The sequence below is a fragment of the Enterococcus canis NBRC 100695 genome (assembly GCF_001544375.1).
Lineage (GTDB): Bacteria > Bacillota > Bacilli > Lactobacillales > Enterococcaceae > Enterococcus_H > Enterococcus_H canis.
On sequence record NZ_BCQJ01000013.1, the window covers coordinates 21,123 to 38,224 of the forward strand.

Consider the following 17,102-nt stretch of genomic DNA (forward strand, 5'->3'; position numbering starts at 1 on the left):
TTGTTCTTTTAACCGCTATGAAAACCGCTAATAAAACGGTTGATGATGAAGAAGCAATCAAAATTTTACAAGAAGTTGAGGGAATCGGAACAGAAGCGACAAGAGCAAGCATTATTGAAGCCTTGAAACAAAAAGAACATATCCAAGTTATTAAAAATAAACTCGTGGTAACTGAAAAAGGGAAATTATTGTGCCAGGCAGTCGAAGCACAGCATTTATTGACAAGTGCTGAAATGACAGCTAAATGGGAAAGCTATCTAAAAAAGATCGGACAAAAGCAAGGATCACAAGACATGTTTCTCAATAATATCAAAAAAATCATTGTTCACTTGCTTGATACGGTGTCAGGTGATATTGAAAAAGTGAACTTTAAAGCGTATGAAGAACAAAAAAACAAGTAGAAGAAAAGAGTATTGTAGGAACGTGTCCGAAATGTGGTGGGAATATCGTCTTAAAAAAATCGTTTTATGGATGTTCTAATTATCCTGAATGCAAGTTCACATTGACTGATAATTTCCGAAAAAAGAAGTTAACTAAAACAAATGTTAAAGACTTGTTGCAAGGAAAAGAAACCTTGGTCAAAAGGATCAAAACAAAAGAAAAGAAAACCTACAATGCAATAGTAAAATTAGGCGAAAAAGGTTACCTTGATTTCATTTCGTTTGCAAAGTAAAGAAAATTTCCGCACAAAAAACGAGGAGAAAGTCTCAGAAACAACTGCCTTTCTCCTCGCTTTTTGTGCGGCTTCATCAGTCTGTTCGATGACAGGAGCAGGGGCTACAAACTTAGTTTGGTTTTTTAGTCTTTGTTTTACTTTCTAGCCACTTACCGCGTTCAACAATTCCCCATGTGCCAAACCCAATTAGCAAAATAGCAAAAATTAATTTTAGCATAAGTACCAACTCCTTTATATTAACCTTGTTAAAAGTTAAATCCAAGAAATATCGTAAAAAGTAGCCCATAGAGACTTGCTAAAATGCCAATTACTCCAAATATTCCCATAAATAAACTGCCTAATCTACTAGTCGTTTTGACCTTGAAACTCACGACAATTAATGCCACGCTAGCAATTAAAAATATAATTATTAGGACTAAAATAGATGCGCGCTCTTGAATAGCGTTTCCCAATTCCAATAGTTAGTCACCTCTTTCAAATTTAATACCGTACCAGCTGTTTGAATGACTACTATAATTATACCATGTTAAGAGTAGTTATATATTTTATAGTCACAAATCACAAGTGATTTGTGATGCTATACTATACATATAAAAAAGCAATGAACGGAGCGTAATTATGGATCAAGAAGAAATCAAGATACTAGAAGAATTGAGAACCATCTTAAACACCAAAAACGAAGCAATTGTTATCCTAAACAATTATTTTAAAGGCGGTGTTGGAAAGTCCAATTGTCTACGATGTTTGCTTACCTAGCCGATAAATTGAATCTGAAAGTTTTGATGATTGATAAGGACTTACAAGCAACATTAACAAAAGACCTAGCAAAAACATTTTCTGTTAGTGAACCAAGAATCAATTTTTATGAAGGTTTGAAAAATGGAAATCTAACTTCTTCTATTGTTCATTTGACCGAAAACCTGGACTTGATACCAGGCACATTTGATCTCATGTTGCTGCCTAAACTCACGCGATCTTGGACGTTTGAACGGGAAAGTATCTTACTTGCTACCTTGTTAGAACCTTTAAAAAGTGAGTATGATCTCATTATTATTGATACTGTCCCAACGCCAAGCGTTTATACAAATAATGCTATTGTTGCAAGTGATTACGTGATGATCCCTTTACAGGCAGAGGAGAAGAAAGCACAAACAACATTCAAAACTATATTTCTTATTTGATTGACTTACAGGAGCAATTTAACCCTGGGCTAGATATGATTGGTTTTGTTCCCTATTTAGTTGATACAGACAGCGCCACGATAAAATCCAACCTGGAAGAACTGTATAAGGAACATAAAGAGGATAACTTGGTTTTCCAAAATATCATTAAACGAAGTAATAAAGTAAGTACCTGGTCGAAGAACGGAATTACAGAGAATAGAGGCTATGATAAAAAAATATTGTCTATGTACGAGAGGGTATTTTTTGAAATGCTTGAGCGGATCATTCAATTAGAAAATGAGAAAGCTAGCTAATAGGAGGATAAAAAAATGGATGAACTATTTTTATCACAACAACAAGAAGATCATTTTTTCAACTGGTACAGGAACTAGATTTTAAGATCATAAAAGACCCTTACTGGCGTTCCCTGATGTATATTGTTTCAGGGAATGAAACACTTTTTGCAAATAGACATTCTTTGATTAATTATAAGGAACGTGAAATAAATTCGGAAGTATGGTTTACTGGTTCGTTTTCTGGAGGAGAGCAGAGATTACTACAACTAGCCTTTAACTTATTTACAAATTTGCCATACTATTTAACTGAAGGAGATCAAAAAGAATATATCTCACCATTGGAAATATTTGCAGGGCTTGATGACTATCATTATCGTTTAGCCAAAAATGCACTTGATGTACGACTACGAGTTTAAACTGAAAAATCACAAATCACATGTGATTTGTGATGATAAACTATACTTAATTAGAAAAGAAAGAAGTGACTTGCCATGGGGAATTTGGGCGCACAAAAAGATAAACGAAATGATACGCCAATCAGTACAAAAAAGCCGAATGTCGAAGATAAAACTGTTCGAGTTCGTGGTGATTTGCACCAAATTATCAAAATTGATACCGCACAAAACGGTGGGAATGTAAAAGAGGTAATGGATCGAGCCTTAGAAGAATATATTCGGAAGTATTTACCAGGGAAATTATAAAAGGGGGCGAATCATTAATGGAAATCTCCTATGAAAAAACGTTTGAAATTGAAATTATCAATGAACTGTCTGCTAGTGTGTATAACCGCGTGTTAAATTATGTTCTAAACCATGAATTAGACACTGACAATACCCAATTATTAGAGGTCAATCTGTTAAACCAGTTGAAGCTAGCAAAGCGTGTCAATCTGTTTGAATACTCGCTAGATGAATTGTAGGCTGTTCATGACTATTGGCGGTCAATGAATCGGTATTCAAAACAAATACTAGCAAAAGAGAAAGTGGCTTAATATGGCGGATATAGTCAGTTTCACAGAAAAACAGTTTGAGGATCGTTTAAAGGACAATTTAGAAGAATTGATTCATGGGAAAAAAGCGGTTGAAACACCGGTCGCTTTTTTTACTTGGGGGACAACCAGGATCAGGAAAAACCAGTTTGCGATCGGCGATTGCCGAAGAAACACAAGGCAATGTCATTGTCATTGATAATGATACGTTCAAACAACAGCACCCTAATTTTGATGAATTAGTGAAACTCTATGAAAAAGATGTGGTAAAACATATTACTCCCTATTCTAATCGTATGACAGAAGCGCTTATAAACCGTTTAAGTGATCAAGGATACAATTTAGTGATTGAAGGCACAGGACGAACAACAGATGTTCCTATTCAAACAGCAACCATGCTTCAATCAAAGGGCTATGAAACAAAAATGTACGTCATGGCAGTACCGAAAATTGAATCCTATTTAGGCACAATTGAACGATACGAAACCATGTATGCAGATGATCCAATGACAGCTAGGGCAACATCAAAACAAGCGCATGATATTGTTGTCAAAAACTTACCGACCAATTTAGAAACCCTTCATAAAACGGGCTTATTTAGCGATATAAGATTGTATGATCGCAAAGGTACAAAACTCTATTCAAGTATTGAAACACCGGCTATCAGCCCAAAACCCACCTTAGAAAGAGAATTGAATCGTAAGGTGTTAGGGAAAGAAATTCAGCCTACTTTACAGCGGATTGAGGGGAAAATGGTTCAAAATCAGCACCAGGGCACACCCGAATTTCAAGCGATCCATCAAAAATTGGAAAGTTTACAGCTACCTCCCCCGCCATCGTCTAATACACCTAAGATACCAGGTCTTTGAAACGGAGATGAATTTATGAAAAATGTAAAAACAGCTGCCATAGTCGCATTTATAGTCGCATTTTTTTATGTGTTAATCACTTTTTTACTAGATATTTTTAATTGGGAAGTGGCTCTTTTTGACATTCCTTTTGTCCATCTATTTACTGGTTATGTCATCAATTTTTTAGCCTATTTATTGGGTGCTTACCTAGTACATGCACTTTTCAAAATAATTCATCGTAAAAAAGTTGGATAGACATCACTTTCACTCAATAAGTTGTATGTCGCTATTTAAGATAGTATAATTAAGAAAAATACAGATAAAAGATAGTAGTGTCGGAACCGGTTTCAATCATTTTAGGAGGGAATATGATGAAAAAGAAGAGAACTGCTGTTCTGTTAGGATTGTCTTTGATATTTTTGGTTTTGTTAGGTGCATGTAACAAAAATGAGCTAGATACTGTAAAAAGTGACGAAATAGATAAAATTGAGGTAACCATTGCTAACGAGAAATCCACAAATGAGCAAGAACGTACGGCTACCGTTAATGATTTACAAGAACAAGAAAGAATCATAACAGATTTAAATGCTGTAATTAGCAACGAAAAACTTAACGTTATAGATACTAATAAGGTTACTCCTAATAGGCATTACACTATCGAAATGTATAAAGACAATAAGGTTATAAAAAAATATACCATTTCTAAAAATACTTTAACAGAAGGAATTGATTCCGATAAAAAATATGACGTACCCAAAAAAGATACTGATAAATTGAATAATTTAAAAAATCACTTAGACAAAATAGCCAAATAAAAGGGAGGAGCATAGCTCCTCCTTTTTATTAGAAGTATACATCTTCATTTCTGAATAAATGTTGATAAAATGAGCTACTTCCTCCAATTGAAAAATTAATACTAGTAGAACCACCCACACCAATTGAAACGCCTCCAGAGGCATTTACTGATCCATTGTGGTGTAAATCGCCATTCAATGTATAGTGTATACGGTTAGGATCTGGCAAAGCATATTGTAATGTTCCTTTAAAAGTTTTATCGCCAGCATTAAAACCTGCATAAACTATTTCCTTAATTGCTCGAAATCCTCCGCCTTCAGTAGTCCTACAATAAAAATAAACTTGTCTTTTATCTCCAAAATAATCTGATATTGTGCGATCTTGCCATGATGATCTTACAACTGCATAATCAGCTTTTTCCGCACTTCTTTTTTCTCTTACGGAACTAGGAAATAATAAATCTTCCGCTTGATTTCTTGTAATATTTGAATTATTTGCTAATTCGAGTATTAACTCTTCTTTTGTTAAATCTTGACTAATCATCACTTCTTCTTTTTCAGTGCCAACAATTCCGCTTGTCTCTTCTGCACTAGCCAATTGACCAAAACCAATGAACGAAGTTAATCCTAGGAGTATCGTTGCAAAAAACATAAGCACACTTCTTTTCTTTAACACAAGAAAACAACTCCTTTCAAATATTAAGTACGGTACTATTTTAGTATGATAGCGTTTTCTTGCCTAAAAATTCCCTTTTAAAAAGTTAAAATATGAATGAAATACTGGTGTAAATTAAAAGTGTCCCCTCTGTGAAAGCTTTCGGCGGTTGCGTTTCTTTTTCGGCACTCTTAACATCAACTTCGGCACGTTCGCTAATGATAACAAGCGGTAACGTTTGAACGTCCTCTTTTTCTTCTTTGGTTTGTTGTTTGAAAAGAATTTTCCAGCCTTCTTGTTTTGGTGTCTTTCCGATCGATTGAAACAGCAAATCAGCTACTTTCGTTTGTATCTTGGTTTCTTCATACAAATAATTAGGTAAAAACATAGCAACGGTTGTTTTAACGACTAAAGCATAAATTTTTCGTTGCAACTCACTCATTTTTTCCAATGCACTGTCAGTAGGAATTTGTTTTGTCGGAATAATGGCGTGGTATTCCTGTACCTTGCTACCGTCCACATACCGTTTTCTAGGGGCTGTTTGAACCATTTCAAGCTCTTGATTCAAATAGTGACTATACTTGTCAAAATTTGCCTTTAAATAAGCAAATTCGCTCTCCGTTATAAATGGGGTATCGGTTCTCGGATAACTTAGCAATTTGGCTTCATATAATCCTTGGACAGCTTTTAATGTCTGATCCGCCGTCGCTTTATACAGCTGATTGACTTTTGATTGCAAACTACTTAATGAAAATAAACTCGGACTGTTGGTTTTCTTCTCTTTGGTTTGAATATCAGCAATCACACCCTCTTGCGTGCCAATTTTCGCCTGTTTAGACCCTACAAAAGTAAAAAAAAGTTCCTCCTGGGTTTTAAAACGCTGTGTGGGGCTTAAAATGCCCTTAAATGACCCGTCATTTACTTTTATACTAGCTTCCACCTCGAAAAAAGGTTCTTTTTTAAAATTCTCTATGGCTTCCTGACGCTGATAAATCATATAGAGCGTTGGCGTTTGAACACGTCCTAATGAGAAAGTACCTTGTACACCTTTTTGCTGTAATTTTAGCGTATACAAAGGACTGGCGTTCATGCCGATCAGCCAATCCGCAATTTGACGCGTTTGAGCTTCCTGGTAAAAAGAATAGTAGTTCAAGCCTGGCTGCAAATGTTGAAACCCACTACGAATGACATCTTTTTTTAAGCTATTGATCCATAGTCTTTTATATGTTTTATCTTTAGAAAAGGCATTTGCTTTATGGATAATCGACCAGGCGATATTCTCGCCTTCTCTGTCGCTATCTGTTGCAACAATGATTGTAGTTGCCTTTTTGAGAAGTTCTGCAACAATTTTAAACTGCTTTCCCTTATCTTTTGCCACTTCAAAATCGTATCGATCAGGAAAAATCGGCAAAGATTCAAGCGCCCAATTTTGCCACTTTTCGTTATAATGACCTGGTTCTGCTAATTCGACTAAATGCCCAAAACCAAAGGTGATAAACGTTTCATCTGTAAATAGTGGGGCTTTGATTTCAAAATAACCGTCTTTTTTCACACTATGCTTCAAAGTATTTGCATAAGCTAACGCTTGACTAGGTTTCTCTGCCAAAATAACTATACTCATTTATGTTCACCTCGCTTCGCTCTACCCTCGTTTCTTTTTTATTTTTAAATTACTGCTTTTGGTTGAGGGTGCTTACTTGTGCACAACCACATTTCATAAGACAAGCTTCTTCCATTTACGAATCTTAGTTCTAAAATTTGTAAATGGTGCTACGCTATTAATATGAATCCACTTATACAAAGGCCATTTGGCTTTCGTCGTTGCCCACTTCCGTTGTTCAGGTTCAAACAGTTCTTTATCACTTAACGTTTCTATCCAAGTACATAATTCAATTACTTTTTTATTTAATTGTGTAATTTGTTCAGCCAAAGTTTTTGTTCCATATGTTTCATAAAACGATTGATAAAGCCCACCTAGATTGTTCCATTTATAACCTTCTGCAGGTGTTTGAACCTCAAATCCTGCCTTCTCTTTTTCTTCCCAACCTAATAATAAGGTTAACCAGCCCAATTGATAAGATAAATTTTCAGAAGGTGTTTTATCAACTTCTTCAATCCTCTTATTTTTCAACTCTTCTGGAATGGTCTCGAATTCAGTAATATATTTTTGGTAACGTTGTTTGACTTCTGTAATCAATTCTTCCTTGCTTGCGTAAGTTCGCATTTACATTCACCTCGCTTGTCCTATCCTCGTTTCTGAAAGTTGTATTTATACTAAAAATTCTACAAATTTTTTAAAATAGCGTTCATCCAATTTGATTTAGCAGGAAGTAGTCTAAGCACTTTTACAGTATCTTTTTCGATTTCATAAAATAAAATATAGTCATGAATCACCGCATACTTAGCATTTGTTTCTACTGTTACCCTTGCTGACAAATTGGCACCTATTTTGGGCGAATTTTCCAAGCTTCTAATAAATTCCACAACCTCTTGCTTGAACTTCAAAATATTCTCTGGGTAAGTTCCCAGCTCTTTCTTGTAGAAAACAGCTTCTTCAATATCCCTAACAGCTTCGCTTGATGTTATCACTCTATAGCTCATTTTAATGCTCCAACCCTAAACGCTCCGCAAGCTCATCTGGAGTATAGCTTTTTTCATTTGCTAACGACTGATAACCTTTATGAAGCTCTTCAAATAATCGTAATGTTGCTTGTATTTTTCGCCATTCCTCAATATCTACAACTGCATAAGCTGCCGTTCCGTTACGAGTTAAGATCACTTGAGAACCAACACTGACATCACTCAATTTTTGATTATAGTAGCGCATATCTGATACAGGCATAATGTTTTCCATAAAAAACGCTCCTTACTTAAAATTTTACTTAATTATACCGTAAATTGTCTTTCCCTTCAAGTTTACGTACGTTTTAAAAGGTAAAAATTAACCTTTTACGAAATGAAAGCCCATAGGAAGTCAGCTATGGGCTTTCATTTACTCATATATTTTTAGGCTATTATCCATTTTGCACTCATCTTCTTCTATTTGCTCTGAAATAGCTCCCTAGCTTCCATTTTTCTTTTTTGTAAACCAATAAACTGCCATGCTTCCTAAAAGAAAAATAGGAATCATAACATACAGAAACCACGGGTCTCCTGTTTTTTGATAGTAGAGTATCGTAAGAATCACTGTAACGATCGCACCAGGTAAAATTTTTTTCCAAAACATTGTTCTCTCTTCTTTCCTTAGTTGACGACATAGTAATAGGTTTTATTAAGAGACATTGACGAACCGTATTCTGTCACAATCTTCACCCTTTTTCCTTGATGATAAGCTTTAGTAATCGCACTCCTAAAGTTTGGATTTTGAAAACCACCTGCACCGATTACAGCTCCAAGAATAGGATTTTTAAGACCAACTAATGTCCCTAATATGTAACTTCCCTTATCAATTGCGTTAAGATTAGAATAAATCTGTCTCACTGCACTATGAGATAAGTATTGAGTAGTCGTTGGAGCAGCTGCTCTAAAAGGACTAACAGTGTCTGCTTCTGATTGCGCAAAAACATCAATTCCAACTAACTCACCCTCGTTTGCAATTGTCATAAACTGTAAATCTTCTCTAGCTTCGTCGATAGAATACCCTTGTTCAACCAACAAATTTTCCGCTCTAACCTGATTAGCCATATAATCATCAGCAGAAGCTATTTTAGTTGCCCCAGCTAAAACTAGAAATCCTGCAAACCAAATCATAAAAAATGTAAATAGCTTTTTCATAAAATTTCTCCTCTCTTTTATAAAAAACAAAAAGACAAGCGAAGAAAATAGCCAATAGAGCCTATATAGACAAACTATCTATGCTACTTTTTTATTTTATTATAACATATTTTCTATCCTTTAGCGTCAACATTTAAACCGTTTTCATTGGTTGAGCCGTAATGATCTATTCCTGTTCTTCTTTTTTTGTAGATATTGTATTTCTGACGATAGCGTCTAAACGTTCGGCGATTAATTCCTGTTTTACCTTCCACTTCTTTATCAGTAGATCCTGCCAAGAACAATTGAAACGCATGTTGCAAACGTGGATCGTTTTCCTTGAATTTGCGTTGACCGCCTTTATACTTTCCTTTGGCTTTTGTCAGCTCTATTCCTTGTCGTTGCGTTTCCCGAATGTAACGACGTTCCTCTTCCGCTTGGTACTTATACAGTTCAATAATCAAGTTGTTCAATAATCGACGTAGATTATCGTCAGTTATACCTGATAACGTTGGCAAATCCAAAACTTCAAGCGTTGCTTTTTTCCACTGAATTTCATTCATGGTGTCCGTTAATTCTTTATTGTTCTGTCCAAGACGTTTTAACCATATTCTCCTCTACTTAAACCGGCAATATGAAAGAAACTATAACTTTTTATTCAATGTGATTGAGCTTCTTTTTCATAGACGAATTTCTCAGATAGTTTAGTTTTCTTTATGAGATTTTTGTATATTTCTGACCTTCGATACAACTCACTATGAGTACCTTGATCAACTACTTTTCCTTGATCCATCACTACAATTTTATTTACCTTTTCAATAGACTTCAAGCGATGCGATATAATTAGTACTGTCTTATCTTGTATTAAACGATTTAAACTTTCCTGAATACGTTTTTCATTTTCCGCATCTAAACTGGCAGTAATTTCATCTAAAATTAAAATTGGCGCATTTTTCAAAAAAGCCCGTGCTATGGATAGGCGTTGTCGCTCTCCTCCAGAAAGTGAACTTCCGTTTTCTCCGACCAATGTATGATAACCGTCAGGTAGTTTTTCAATAAAGTCTTCGCAGTTAGCTAAACAAGCTGCTTTTTTCACTTCCTCATCTGACGCTTGACTATTTCCAATACGTATATTTTCCAAAATACTTGTATTAAACAAAGTTACCTCTTGAAAAACAATAGCGATTTTGCTAAACAAAGAAGCTGGAGATACACGTTTAATATCATACCCATCAATTAAAATACAGCCTTCATCATAATCATACAGTCTAGACACTAATTTCAAGATACTAGTTTTCCCGGAACCACTAGCACCTACTAACGCAGTCACTTCTCCTTGTTTAGCCGTAAAAGAGATATGATCTAAAATTGGGGTATTGTTATCATATGAGAAAGAGACATCTCGCAACTCAATGTCAAAAGATTTCAGAGGACTATCTGATCCCTCTTGGATACTGGTTTCCTTCATAGCTCTAATTCGCTGTATTTTAGGAGCTAAATAAAATATTTCAAGCACTGCTTCTTTCATAGAATCGAAGGAATCCTTTATTTTTATTGCGGCTAGTAAGTAACCAACGACGTAGAGTATAGTCACTTCACCCGTTAACAGTAAGTGAACACCTACTAGAATGACTACTGCTAAACTAACATATGAGAAAATAGAGGATAAGGCCATGACTGAAAAAGTACTTAATTCTACCTTTAAATGAATCCTTTCACTCTCTTCCATTTTTTTGAAAAGTCTGTCTTGAACTTTTTTAGATAGATTAAAGCTATTAATCTCTTGCTGCAATTCTATAGTTTCTTGAAATTCTTCCGAGTTTTCTCTCAAAGTATCGTAATATTTAGTATTGGCTTTCGTTTGGGATTTCTTTGATAACAAGATTAAGACAAAACTAAATAACGTTGGCAAAATAACAGCTAATCCCATTTTGACATTACCAACCAAAAGCATCACTGAAATAAAAGGGAAAAACAGAGCCATACCGCCGGCTTTAGGTATTGCATGACTCATCGCATGCTCAATACCTTCAACGTCAGACATGATAGTTTGAGATAAATCTGATAAATTATGTTTTGAAAAATAGGATAATGGTAAATTTGACAAATCGTCTGCAATTTGCACTCTTAAATGCGCACTTTCTTTATAAGTACTATTATATAAGTTTTCATACTCCCTATCTAACAACCAATACATGAAAAGCAAAGTAACAAACGATACGGCAAAATAAAGCCAACGGGGCTTTGTATTTTCTAAAACTAATTCGTCTATCAGCATCATTATAATGAATGCTGGTACCATATTAATGCAGTATACAAAAAAACTAGAAATAGAAGCTTTAGTTAAAGCTTCTGCGCCCTGATCACTTAAAGCAAATTTGTTTTTATAAAAACTTTTCATTGTCAAGCCTCCAATCATTTGCATTCTCATAATTAGTGACCAATTGTTTATACACTTGATGTTTAGCCATTAATTCATTATGATTTCCACGTTCTACTATTTTCCCTTCTGACAAGACAAGAATTTCATCTACAGATTTAATGCTGGATAATCGATGAGCTATCATAATAACTGTTTTTTCTTTCATCAGATGTTGAAAAGCCTTTTGTAGTTCATACTCATTATCTGGATCAATAGATGCACTGGCTTCATCCATAATAACAATCTTTGCATCTTTTAAAATTGCTCTGGCAATAGCTATACGTTGTTTTTCTCCTCCTGACAGATAAACTCCTTTACTACCAATTAAGGTATGCTCTCTTTCGGGAAATTTTTCTAAAATCGATTCGCAACCGGCTAATCTTAGCGCGTCAAATACTTTACTTGCTGGCGCTTGAGGATTTGCTATAGAAACGTTATCGTAAATACTCTGATTGAATAGTTTCGTATCTTGAAAGACAAAAGCAATTGTGTTAATAATTGTGTCTTTTGAATAGTGATTTAAAGGCTTACCACCAATTTTAATCTGTCCCTTATCCACATTGTAGAAACCTGAAATTAGTTTAGCTATCGTACTCTTTCCGCTTCCTGATTTTCCTACTAATGCATAAATTCTTTTTTGTTCTAAAACTAAGTTGAAATTTTCTAAAACACACTCTTCTTTGTATGAAAAGCTGACATTTTCAAATGCAATGTCACAATTTTTAATCTGTGTCTCGTTCCCATATTTTAGTTGGTCTTGCTTCATTTCTAAATAAAGGGAGTCTAGTGTTTCGACTGCATATCTTGCTTCAAACAAGTGCATACTTACATACATTATTCTCATGAAAGAAACAAAAATAATTCCACTTAAAAAAAACAACATCAACAAGTCAACAGCTAATATCTTGGGAGTGGTAAGAGAAGTTATAAAAAAGGTTATAGGAACTATCAAAATGCAAACTATGCCAAAAAATAGCCATTGAAAAAGAACAAAAGGTGTTTTCCCACTCAAAGAATACTTATATGCAAACTTAGCATAATCGTTAATTGCTTTATTCAAGGCTTTAAATGATGTTACTTTAGCACCAAATATCTTTATAACTTGAATTCCGCGGATATATTCTACCGTTTCAGAGCTTAACACATCTAACGATTCTTGATATTTTTGAATAAAATTTGTATTCTCTGTCATTTTCTTTAACAAGAATACACCAATTACTAACATGGCGATTAGAACCAATCCAATTTTAAAGTTAATGAAAAAGCCTAAGGCAACTGATAAAACAGGTGTTACTATGGCTTGAGCACTATCTGGAATCAAGTGAGCAATTGCCATATGTGTTTTAGCCGCGTTGTCATCAATTGTCTTTCGAATATATCCCGAAGAATTTAAATCAAAAAAACGAAAACTTGCTTCTGTTAAACCGCTAATTCCCTTTTTTCTCAAATTAGTCTCTAAGCGAAACCCAAGGATATGAGAAAATAAGCCAGAAAAAATATAAAATAAAGCTCCTAAAGTTAACCAAGCAACAGTTTGAACCGCATAACTCTTAGCTAAATATTCATCTCCTACAATAATTAGAGACTGAAGAAATTTGTAAATACTGTAATATCCATAGACTGTTAATACGACAGAAAAATCAGAAAATAAAGTGGCTAACCATCCGTAGTATTTCATTTTAGGGACATAACTAAATAATTTTTTGTATACTTTCATTTTTTCCTCCCCCGCATTCAATTTCTTCTCTTATTCGTTTACAACTGTTAATGCTTTCCGTAATAGCGTAAATTAGAGATGTACAAACAGATAAAAGGTAAACTACGTTCTATTTTTTGTATTTTTTTAAGACTTTTCTTCCAATCAATACACCAATCATAGATAAACTTGCTACAACTAACACTGAAATGATTCCCCATATACCTACCGCATAGTGGATCATTGCATCCATTGTTGCAGCAGATTGTCCTTTATCTATCCAATCTTGACGAAAACGATCTGTAAAGAACCATATAGGAATCCACTGTCCGGCAGCACTGCCTAATTGCATTAGAGCCCAAGACGCAACTTGAGGAATTGCTCGATCATATCCAAATACAGATAGAATAATATCAGCTAAGATCGCCATACTAATCGAACTGATAAACCAAGGTAAGTACGCCCCGCCCATTAACGTAAAAAATAACAATAAAACAATTGTGTAAATAGTAAAAATTCCTTTTCTAGGGTAGTTATAGCTAATATAAACAAATATGATTCCAGATAATAATCCAAAAATCCCGGGGGATATGCTGTGACCAAACGCCCCACCAATACTACTAACCATTATTGAAAAAAAGTAAATTACTAGGGAAATAACTGTAGCTAAACCAATAAAAATATAATCTTTTGTTTTCATATATATTCTCCTCAATTCTATTTCGTTATGTCATTAAAAATCTGTTCTATCAAAGTTGAATCTTCTACTCTAAGTTTTATATCTTTTTTTATTCCACCATTTTTTAAATAAATAATTCTATTGCATGTTTTATAAAGAAATTCCGGATCATGAGTAGCTATAACTACTGCACCCTTTTCTTTTAAGTCTTTAATAAGGTCAGCAATCCTTTCCATATTGATATAATCCAACCCACTTGTAGGTTCATCAAATAGAAATAAATTAGTTTTTGACAATGAAGCTATAGAAACCAATAATCTTTGTTTTTCTCCACCGGATAAATCAAACGGTAATTGATCTTTCATTTTATAAAGTTCCATTTTTTTAAAATTTTTTCTTGCTGATCTTTACTAACTATTTCATTCCCCAGGGCTAACTCGCTCCTCACTGATTCTGTGAAAAATTGGTAATCCATTTCTTGCATTACTAAAAACGGCGATGACAAATTTTTTTTATTTTCGATTATCTTTCCTTTGGTAGGGCGAATAATCTTCATGAGTATTCTTAGTAAGGTTGTTTTCCCCACACCGTTTTTCCCTACCAAACCAATAACATCTCCAACTTTGACATCAAAATTTATGTCTTTTAGAATATTTTCATAAGTAATTTCTTCAACTTTTAATACATCTGCACTTACCTTTTCGATATAGGGAACTTCAATCGAACTATTAAAAATGTCAAATTTCCTTAATGCGTTATTGTTTTCAGTTTTTAACAACTGAATAGTTGTAGTTTTTACAGTTCTATTTTTAACAAATAGAACTTGATCAATTAATTCTTTCAAATAGTAAAAACGATGTTCAGCTATAACAATAGTAAATCCTTTATTTTTTAAATCACAAAGTAAGTCAGCAAGTTTCTTAGTCGCTTTGAAGTCCAAATTTGAAGACGGTTCATCCAATATAATTAATTTAGAGTTTAGCGATAAACTACATCCAATAGAAATTTTCTGCCGTTCACCACTTGATAGCGAAAAAATGTTTTTATCTAATATATTTGAAAGATCTAATAATTCAGCTAATTCATTGATTCTTTTATCCATATGCTCTTTTGTAAATCCAAAGTTTTCCATCGAAAATACTAACTCACTCGTTGTATTTGTTGTAAAGAATTGTCCTCTAGGATCTTGACTTACGTAGCCAATATTTTTTGATATACTTTCTTGTGTTAAGGATTGTAGCGAGTTATTTTCAAATAAAATTTCCCCAACCAATTTTCCGTCATAAAGTCTTGGAATAAGTCCATTCATTAACTTTAATAGTGTGGATTTCCCACTCCCAGAAGAACCAGTAATCAATGTAAGACTGCCTTTTTTTATTGAAAAATTAAGGTCAACAAGCGCTTGTTCCTTAACATCCTTATATGAAAAAGAAACATTGTTAAATTCAAACAATTCTTTCACCTCAAATCAAAATACTTAAGAAAAAAATAGTAACGGAAAACAGGATGATATAGTCTAATAAGCTCATGTTTGTTTTATAGTAAGAACTTCTTTTCACAGGAGATTCTATCCCCTTTGTTATTGCATTAGCGGTCATTTCTTCAGCAATCATAGTTGCACGTATAAGAACGGGAACTAACAGAAATTCCAAATATTGCAGAGGCTGAAAAAAAGACAAGCGAATGTTTCTCATTTTTAAAGATTCTTTAATCATTCTTATTTCAGAACGATAAGTCGGAAAGAATCTGATCACTACTGTAATACTTAACATTATTTTTTTCGGTAAATGTATTTTTTCTAAAGAGGATAATAATTCATTGCTAGTATAGACACTAACCAACAACCATGAGATCATTACGACCGGCAACATTCGAAATACAATATATAAGGATGTCCCAAAAAATATAGTAAAAAACTCTATCTTGATAGCATCAATAATTTTCATTACTAAAAACAGAACTGAATAAATCAAGATGAAATAAATACATGTCTTTATTTTACGAAACATCAATACTAAAACTGTAGCAATAATGAAACACCCCACTTGAAATATATTTCCCTTTCCTAAAAAAATAATGACCGGAAAAAAAATATTTAAAGTAATCAAGGTTAACGGATTGATTTTTGACACTCTTTCACCTCCAAAAAATAAGATCGCACTGTTATCTTAAGCTGACAAAAATGCACCGTTATTCAGATAACAGTGCGATCTTATCAAAAAGCATAACTGAGAACAATTCTCAATGCAAGCTTTTTTTTAATTAACTCAGTAATTCAATCCACCCAGGAACAGAAAATTGATACAATCTTCTGGTTAATAGCATAGTCTTTTCTTTTGAATAGCTATGCTTCAATATATCATAGAATGTAGCGTAGAATGAGTAAATGTAGAAGTGGATTTCTTCTTCATTAAAGACTAAATTTTGATTGATCATTCCGATAGTCTTTAACTTATCTAGACAACAGACTGTCTTTTTTGTCACAAATGATGTAATTTTTTCAACAATATCTTGATATTTGGTTCCAGCTGATTGGAATAAAACCAAATCGAATATACGTTTATTCTCAAAAATATAATTAATAAATGGATCTAATTCATTGAAGTTCTCTCTCCAACTTTTCTCTATATCTATATTTTCTAAGTTTAAGAGGTATTTGGTAAACTCTTCATTATACATGTTAATAAGCGCATTAATATGCGGCTGAATAATTTCTTCAAATAACGCTTCCTTAGAAGTAAAATGTTTATAAAAAGCACCCGTAGTTACGCCTGCGGTCAAGCACAGTTGCCTTATCTTAGTTTGCTGAAATCCTTCTTTTTCAAAATGGCTTAGTCCACTTTCTATTAATTTTTGGTGAGTTGTAATATAATCTCTGGTTTCTATGGGTACTTCCTCCTAATAAGATGAATTAACTATATTATCTTACACAGGACTTGAAGTTTCAATCGTTAACGTCTATTACTGAACTCATTCCTTAGAGCTAAACTAATGAGAAAGAGCAAAATAACTGATACAAAAAGCAATCCTACAAGAATTAATAGACTCATCTAAATCATTCACCTTTTCTAAAATAATCCGAGAAAGATTTAAAAAAATTATATCCAGCTATTAGGATAAGTCCTATCA

General features: G+C 33.7%; 14 protein-coding genes and 7 pseudogenes. 8 read left to right on the plus strand and 13 right to left on the minus strand.

The window, feature by feature from the left end:
• Positions 1-5: 5 nt before the first annotated feature.
• The 8 genes and pseudogenes from ECA01S_RS13990 to ECA01S_RS12740 form a co-directional block, all read left to right on the plus strand.
• Positions 6-673, plus strand: a pseudogene (locus ECA01S_RS13990) (DNA topoisomerase); the annotation flags it as partial.
• Positions 674-1,250: 577 nt separating this feature from the next.
• A pseudogene (locus ECA01S_RS12710) lies at positions 1,251-2,153 on the plus strand (ParA family protein).
• A gap of 89 nt (positions 2,154-2,242) precedes the next feature.
• Complete coding sequence (locus tag ECA01S_RS12715; RefSeq protein ID WP_231371786.1) at positions 2,243-2,551, plus strand: DUF6075 family protein; 309 nt, start codon at positions 2,243-2,245, stop codon at positions 2,549-2,551.
• Between the two features lie 75 nt (positions 2,552-2,626).
• Positions 2,627-2,836 (plus strand): hypothetical protein, encoded by a 210-nt coding sequence (locus ECA01S_RS12720; RefSeq protein ID WP_010744372.1) that lies wholly within the window; start codon positions 2,627-2,629, stop codon positions 2,834-2,836.
• 17 nt (positions 2,837-2,853) lie between these two features.
• Positions 2,854-3,126 (plus strand): annotated as a pseudogene (locus ECA01S_RS12725) (antitoxin).
• A 1-nt stretch (position 3,127) separates the two neighbouring features.
• A pseudogene (locus tag ECA01S_RS12730) lies at positions 3,128-3,992 on the plus strand (zeta toxin family protein).
• Between the two features lie 15 nt (positions 3,993-4,007).
• Positions 4,008-4,229 (plus strand): hypothetical protein, encoded by a 222-nt coding sequence (locus ECA01S_RS12735; protein ID WP_010744369.1) that lies wholly within the window; start codon positions 4,008-4,010, stop codon positions 4,227-4,229.
• Between the two features lie 116 nt (positions 4,230-4,345).
• Positions 4,346-4,789 (plus strand): hypothetical protein, encoded by a 444-nt coding sequence (locus ECA01S_RS12740; RefSeq protein WP_010744368.1) that lies wholly within the window; start codon positions 4,346-4,348, stop codon positions 4,787-4,789.
• Positions 4,790-4,817: 28 nt separating this feature from the next.
• On the opposite strand, the gene ECA01S_RS12745 is transcribed toward ECA01S_RS12740, so the two are convergent.
• The 13 genes and pseudogenes from ECA01S_RS12745 to ECA01S_RS12805 form a co-directional block, all read right to left on the minus strand.
• Complete coding sequence (locus tag ECA01S_RS12745; protein ID WP_010744367.1) at positions 4,818-5,444, minus strand: hypothetical protein; 627 nt, start codon at positions 5,442-5,444, stop codon at positions 4,818-4,820.
• Positions 5,445-5,559: 115 nt separating this feature from the next.
• A pseudogene (locus ECA01S_RS12750) lies at positions 5,560-7,044 on the minus strand (DNA topoisomerase); the annotation flags it as partial.
• A gap of 93 nt (positions 7,045-7,137) precedes the next feature.
• The gene (locus tag ECA01S_RS12755) at positions 7,138-7,647 is read right to left on the minus strand and encodes a ClbS/DfsB family four-helix bundle protein (protein ID WP_010744365.1); all 510 of its coding nucleotides are present in this window, start codon (positions 7,645-7,647) and stop codon (positions 7,138-7,140) included.
• Positions 7,648-7,706: 59 nt separating this feature from the next.
• Positions 7,707-8,024: a type II toxin-antitoxin system RelE/ParE family toxin gene (locus ECA01S_RS12760; protein ID WP_010744364.1), complete on the minus strand. Its 318-nt coding sequence runs from the start codon at positions 8,022-8,024 to the stop codon at positions 7,707-7,709.
• A 1-nt stretch (position 8,025) separates the two neighbouring features.
• Entirely contained in the window at positions 8,026-8,277 is a 252-nt protein-coding gene (locus tag ECA01S_RS12765) for a type II toxin-antitoxin system prevent-host-death family antitoxin (protein ID WP_010744363.1), read from the minus strand.
• A 389-nt stretch (positions 8,278-8,666) separates the two neighbouring features.
• On the minus strand, positions 8,667-9,197 hold the full coding sequence (locus tag ECA01S_RS12770) for a hypothetical protein (RefSeq protein WP_010744361.1): 531 nt from the start codon (positions 9,195-9,197) through the stop codon (positions 8,667-8,669).
• Between the two features lie 113 nt (positions 9,198-9,310).
• Positions 9,311-9,781, minus strand: a pseudogene (locus ECA01S_RS12775) (recombinase family protein); the annotation flags it as partial.
• A 53-nt stretch (positions 9,782-9,834) separates the two neighbouring features.
• Positions 9,835-11,577, minus strand: a complete 1,743-nt coding sequence (locus tag ECA01S_RS12780; protein ID WP_143139623.1) for an ABC transporter ATP-binding protein — start codon at positions 11,575-11,577, stop codon at positions 9,835-9,837.
• On the minus strand, positions 11,561-13,315 hold the full coding sequence (locus ECA01S_RS12785; RefSeq protein WP_002302406.1) for an ABC transporter ATP-binding protein: 1,755 nt from the start codon (positions 13,313-13,315) through the stop codon (positions 11,561-11,563). The genes ECA01S_RS12780 and ECA01S_RS12785 overlap by 17 nt, the downstream gene beginning before the upstream one ends.
• Positions 13,316-13,424: 109 nt before the next feature.
• A complete protein-coding gene (locus ECA01S_RS12790; RefSeq protein WP_002302405.1) occupies positions 13,425-13,994 on the minus strand; it encodes an MptD family putative ECF transporter S component in 570 nt (189 codons plus the stop codon).
• A 17-nt stretch (positions 13,995-14,011) separates the two neighbouring features.
• Positions 14,012-15,426 (minus strand): annotated as a pseudogene (locus ECA01S_RS12795) (ABC transporter ATP-binding protein).
• 10 nt (positions 15,427-15,436) lie between these two features.
• The gene (locus ECA01S_RS12800) at positions 15,437-16,105 is read right to left on the minus strand and encodes an energy-coupling factor transporter transmembrane component T (protein WP_002297304.1); all 669 of its coding nucleotides are present in this window, start codon (positions 16,103-16,105) and stop codon (positions 15,437-15,439) included.
• Positions 16,106-16,235: 130 nt separating this feature from the next.
• Positions 16,236-16,820 (minus strand): TetR/AcrR family transcriptional regulator, encoded by a 585-nt coding sequence (locus ECA01S_RS12805; protein ID WP_071858995.1) that lies wholly within the window; start codon positions 16,818-16,820, stop codon positions 16,236-16,238.
• Positions 16,821-17,102 lie beyond the last annotated feature (282 nt).

What these genes read in the sequence shown, in the direction of transcription:
- ECA01S_RS12740 (WP_010744368.1), top strand. Translation starts at nt 4,346, where the DNA reads ATGAAAAAGAAGAGAACTGCTGTTCTGTTAGGATTGTCTTTGATATTT.
- ECA01S_RS12755 (WP_010744365.1), bottom strand. Translation starts at nt 7,647, where the DNA reads ATGCGAACTTACGCAAGCAAGGAAGAATTGATTACAGAAGTCAAACAA.
- ECA01S_RS12735 (WP_010744369.1), top strand. Translation starts at nt 4,008, where the DNA reads ATGAAAAATGTAAAAACAGCTGCCATAGTCGCATTTATAGTCGCATTT.
- ECA01S_RS12785 (WP_002302406.1), bottom strand. Translation starts at nt 13,315, where the DNA reads ATGAAAGTATACAAAAAATTATTTAGTTATGTCCCTAAAATGAAATAC.
- ECA01S_RS12770 (WP_010744361.1), bottom strand. Translation starts at nt 9,197, where the DNA reads ATGAAAAAGCTATTTACATTTTTTATGATTTGGTTTGCAGGATTTCTA.
- ECA01S_RS12720 (WP_010744372.1), top strand. Translation starts at nt 2,627, where the DNA reads ATGGGGAATTTGGGCGCACAAAAAGATAAACGAAATGATACGCCAATC.
- ECA01S_RS12780 (WP_143139623.1), bottom strand. Translation starts at nt 11,577, where the DNA reads ATGAAAAGTTTTTATAAAAACAAATTTGCTTTAAGTGATCAGGGCGCA.
- ECA01S_RS12760 (WP_010744364.1), bottom strand. Translation starts at nt 8,024, where the DNA reads ATGAGCTATAGAGTGATAACATCAAGCGAAGCTGTTAGGGATATTGAA.
- ECA01S_RS12765 (WP_010744363.1), bottom strand. Translation starts at nt 8,277, where the DNA reads ATGGAAAACATTATGCCTGTATCAGATATGCGCTACTATAATCAAAAA.
- ECA01S_RS12790 (WP_002302405.1), bottom strand. Translation starts at nt 13,994, where the DNA reads ATGAAAACAAAAGATTATATTTTTATTGGTTTAGCTACAGTTATTTCC.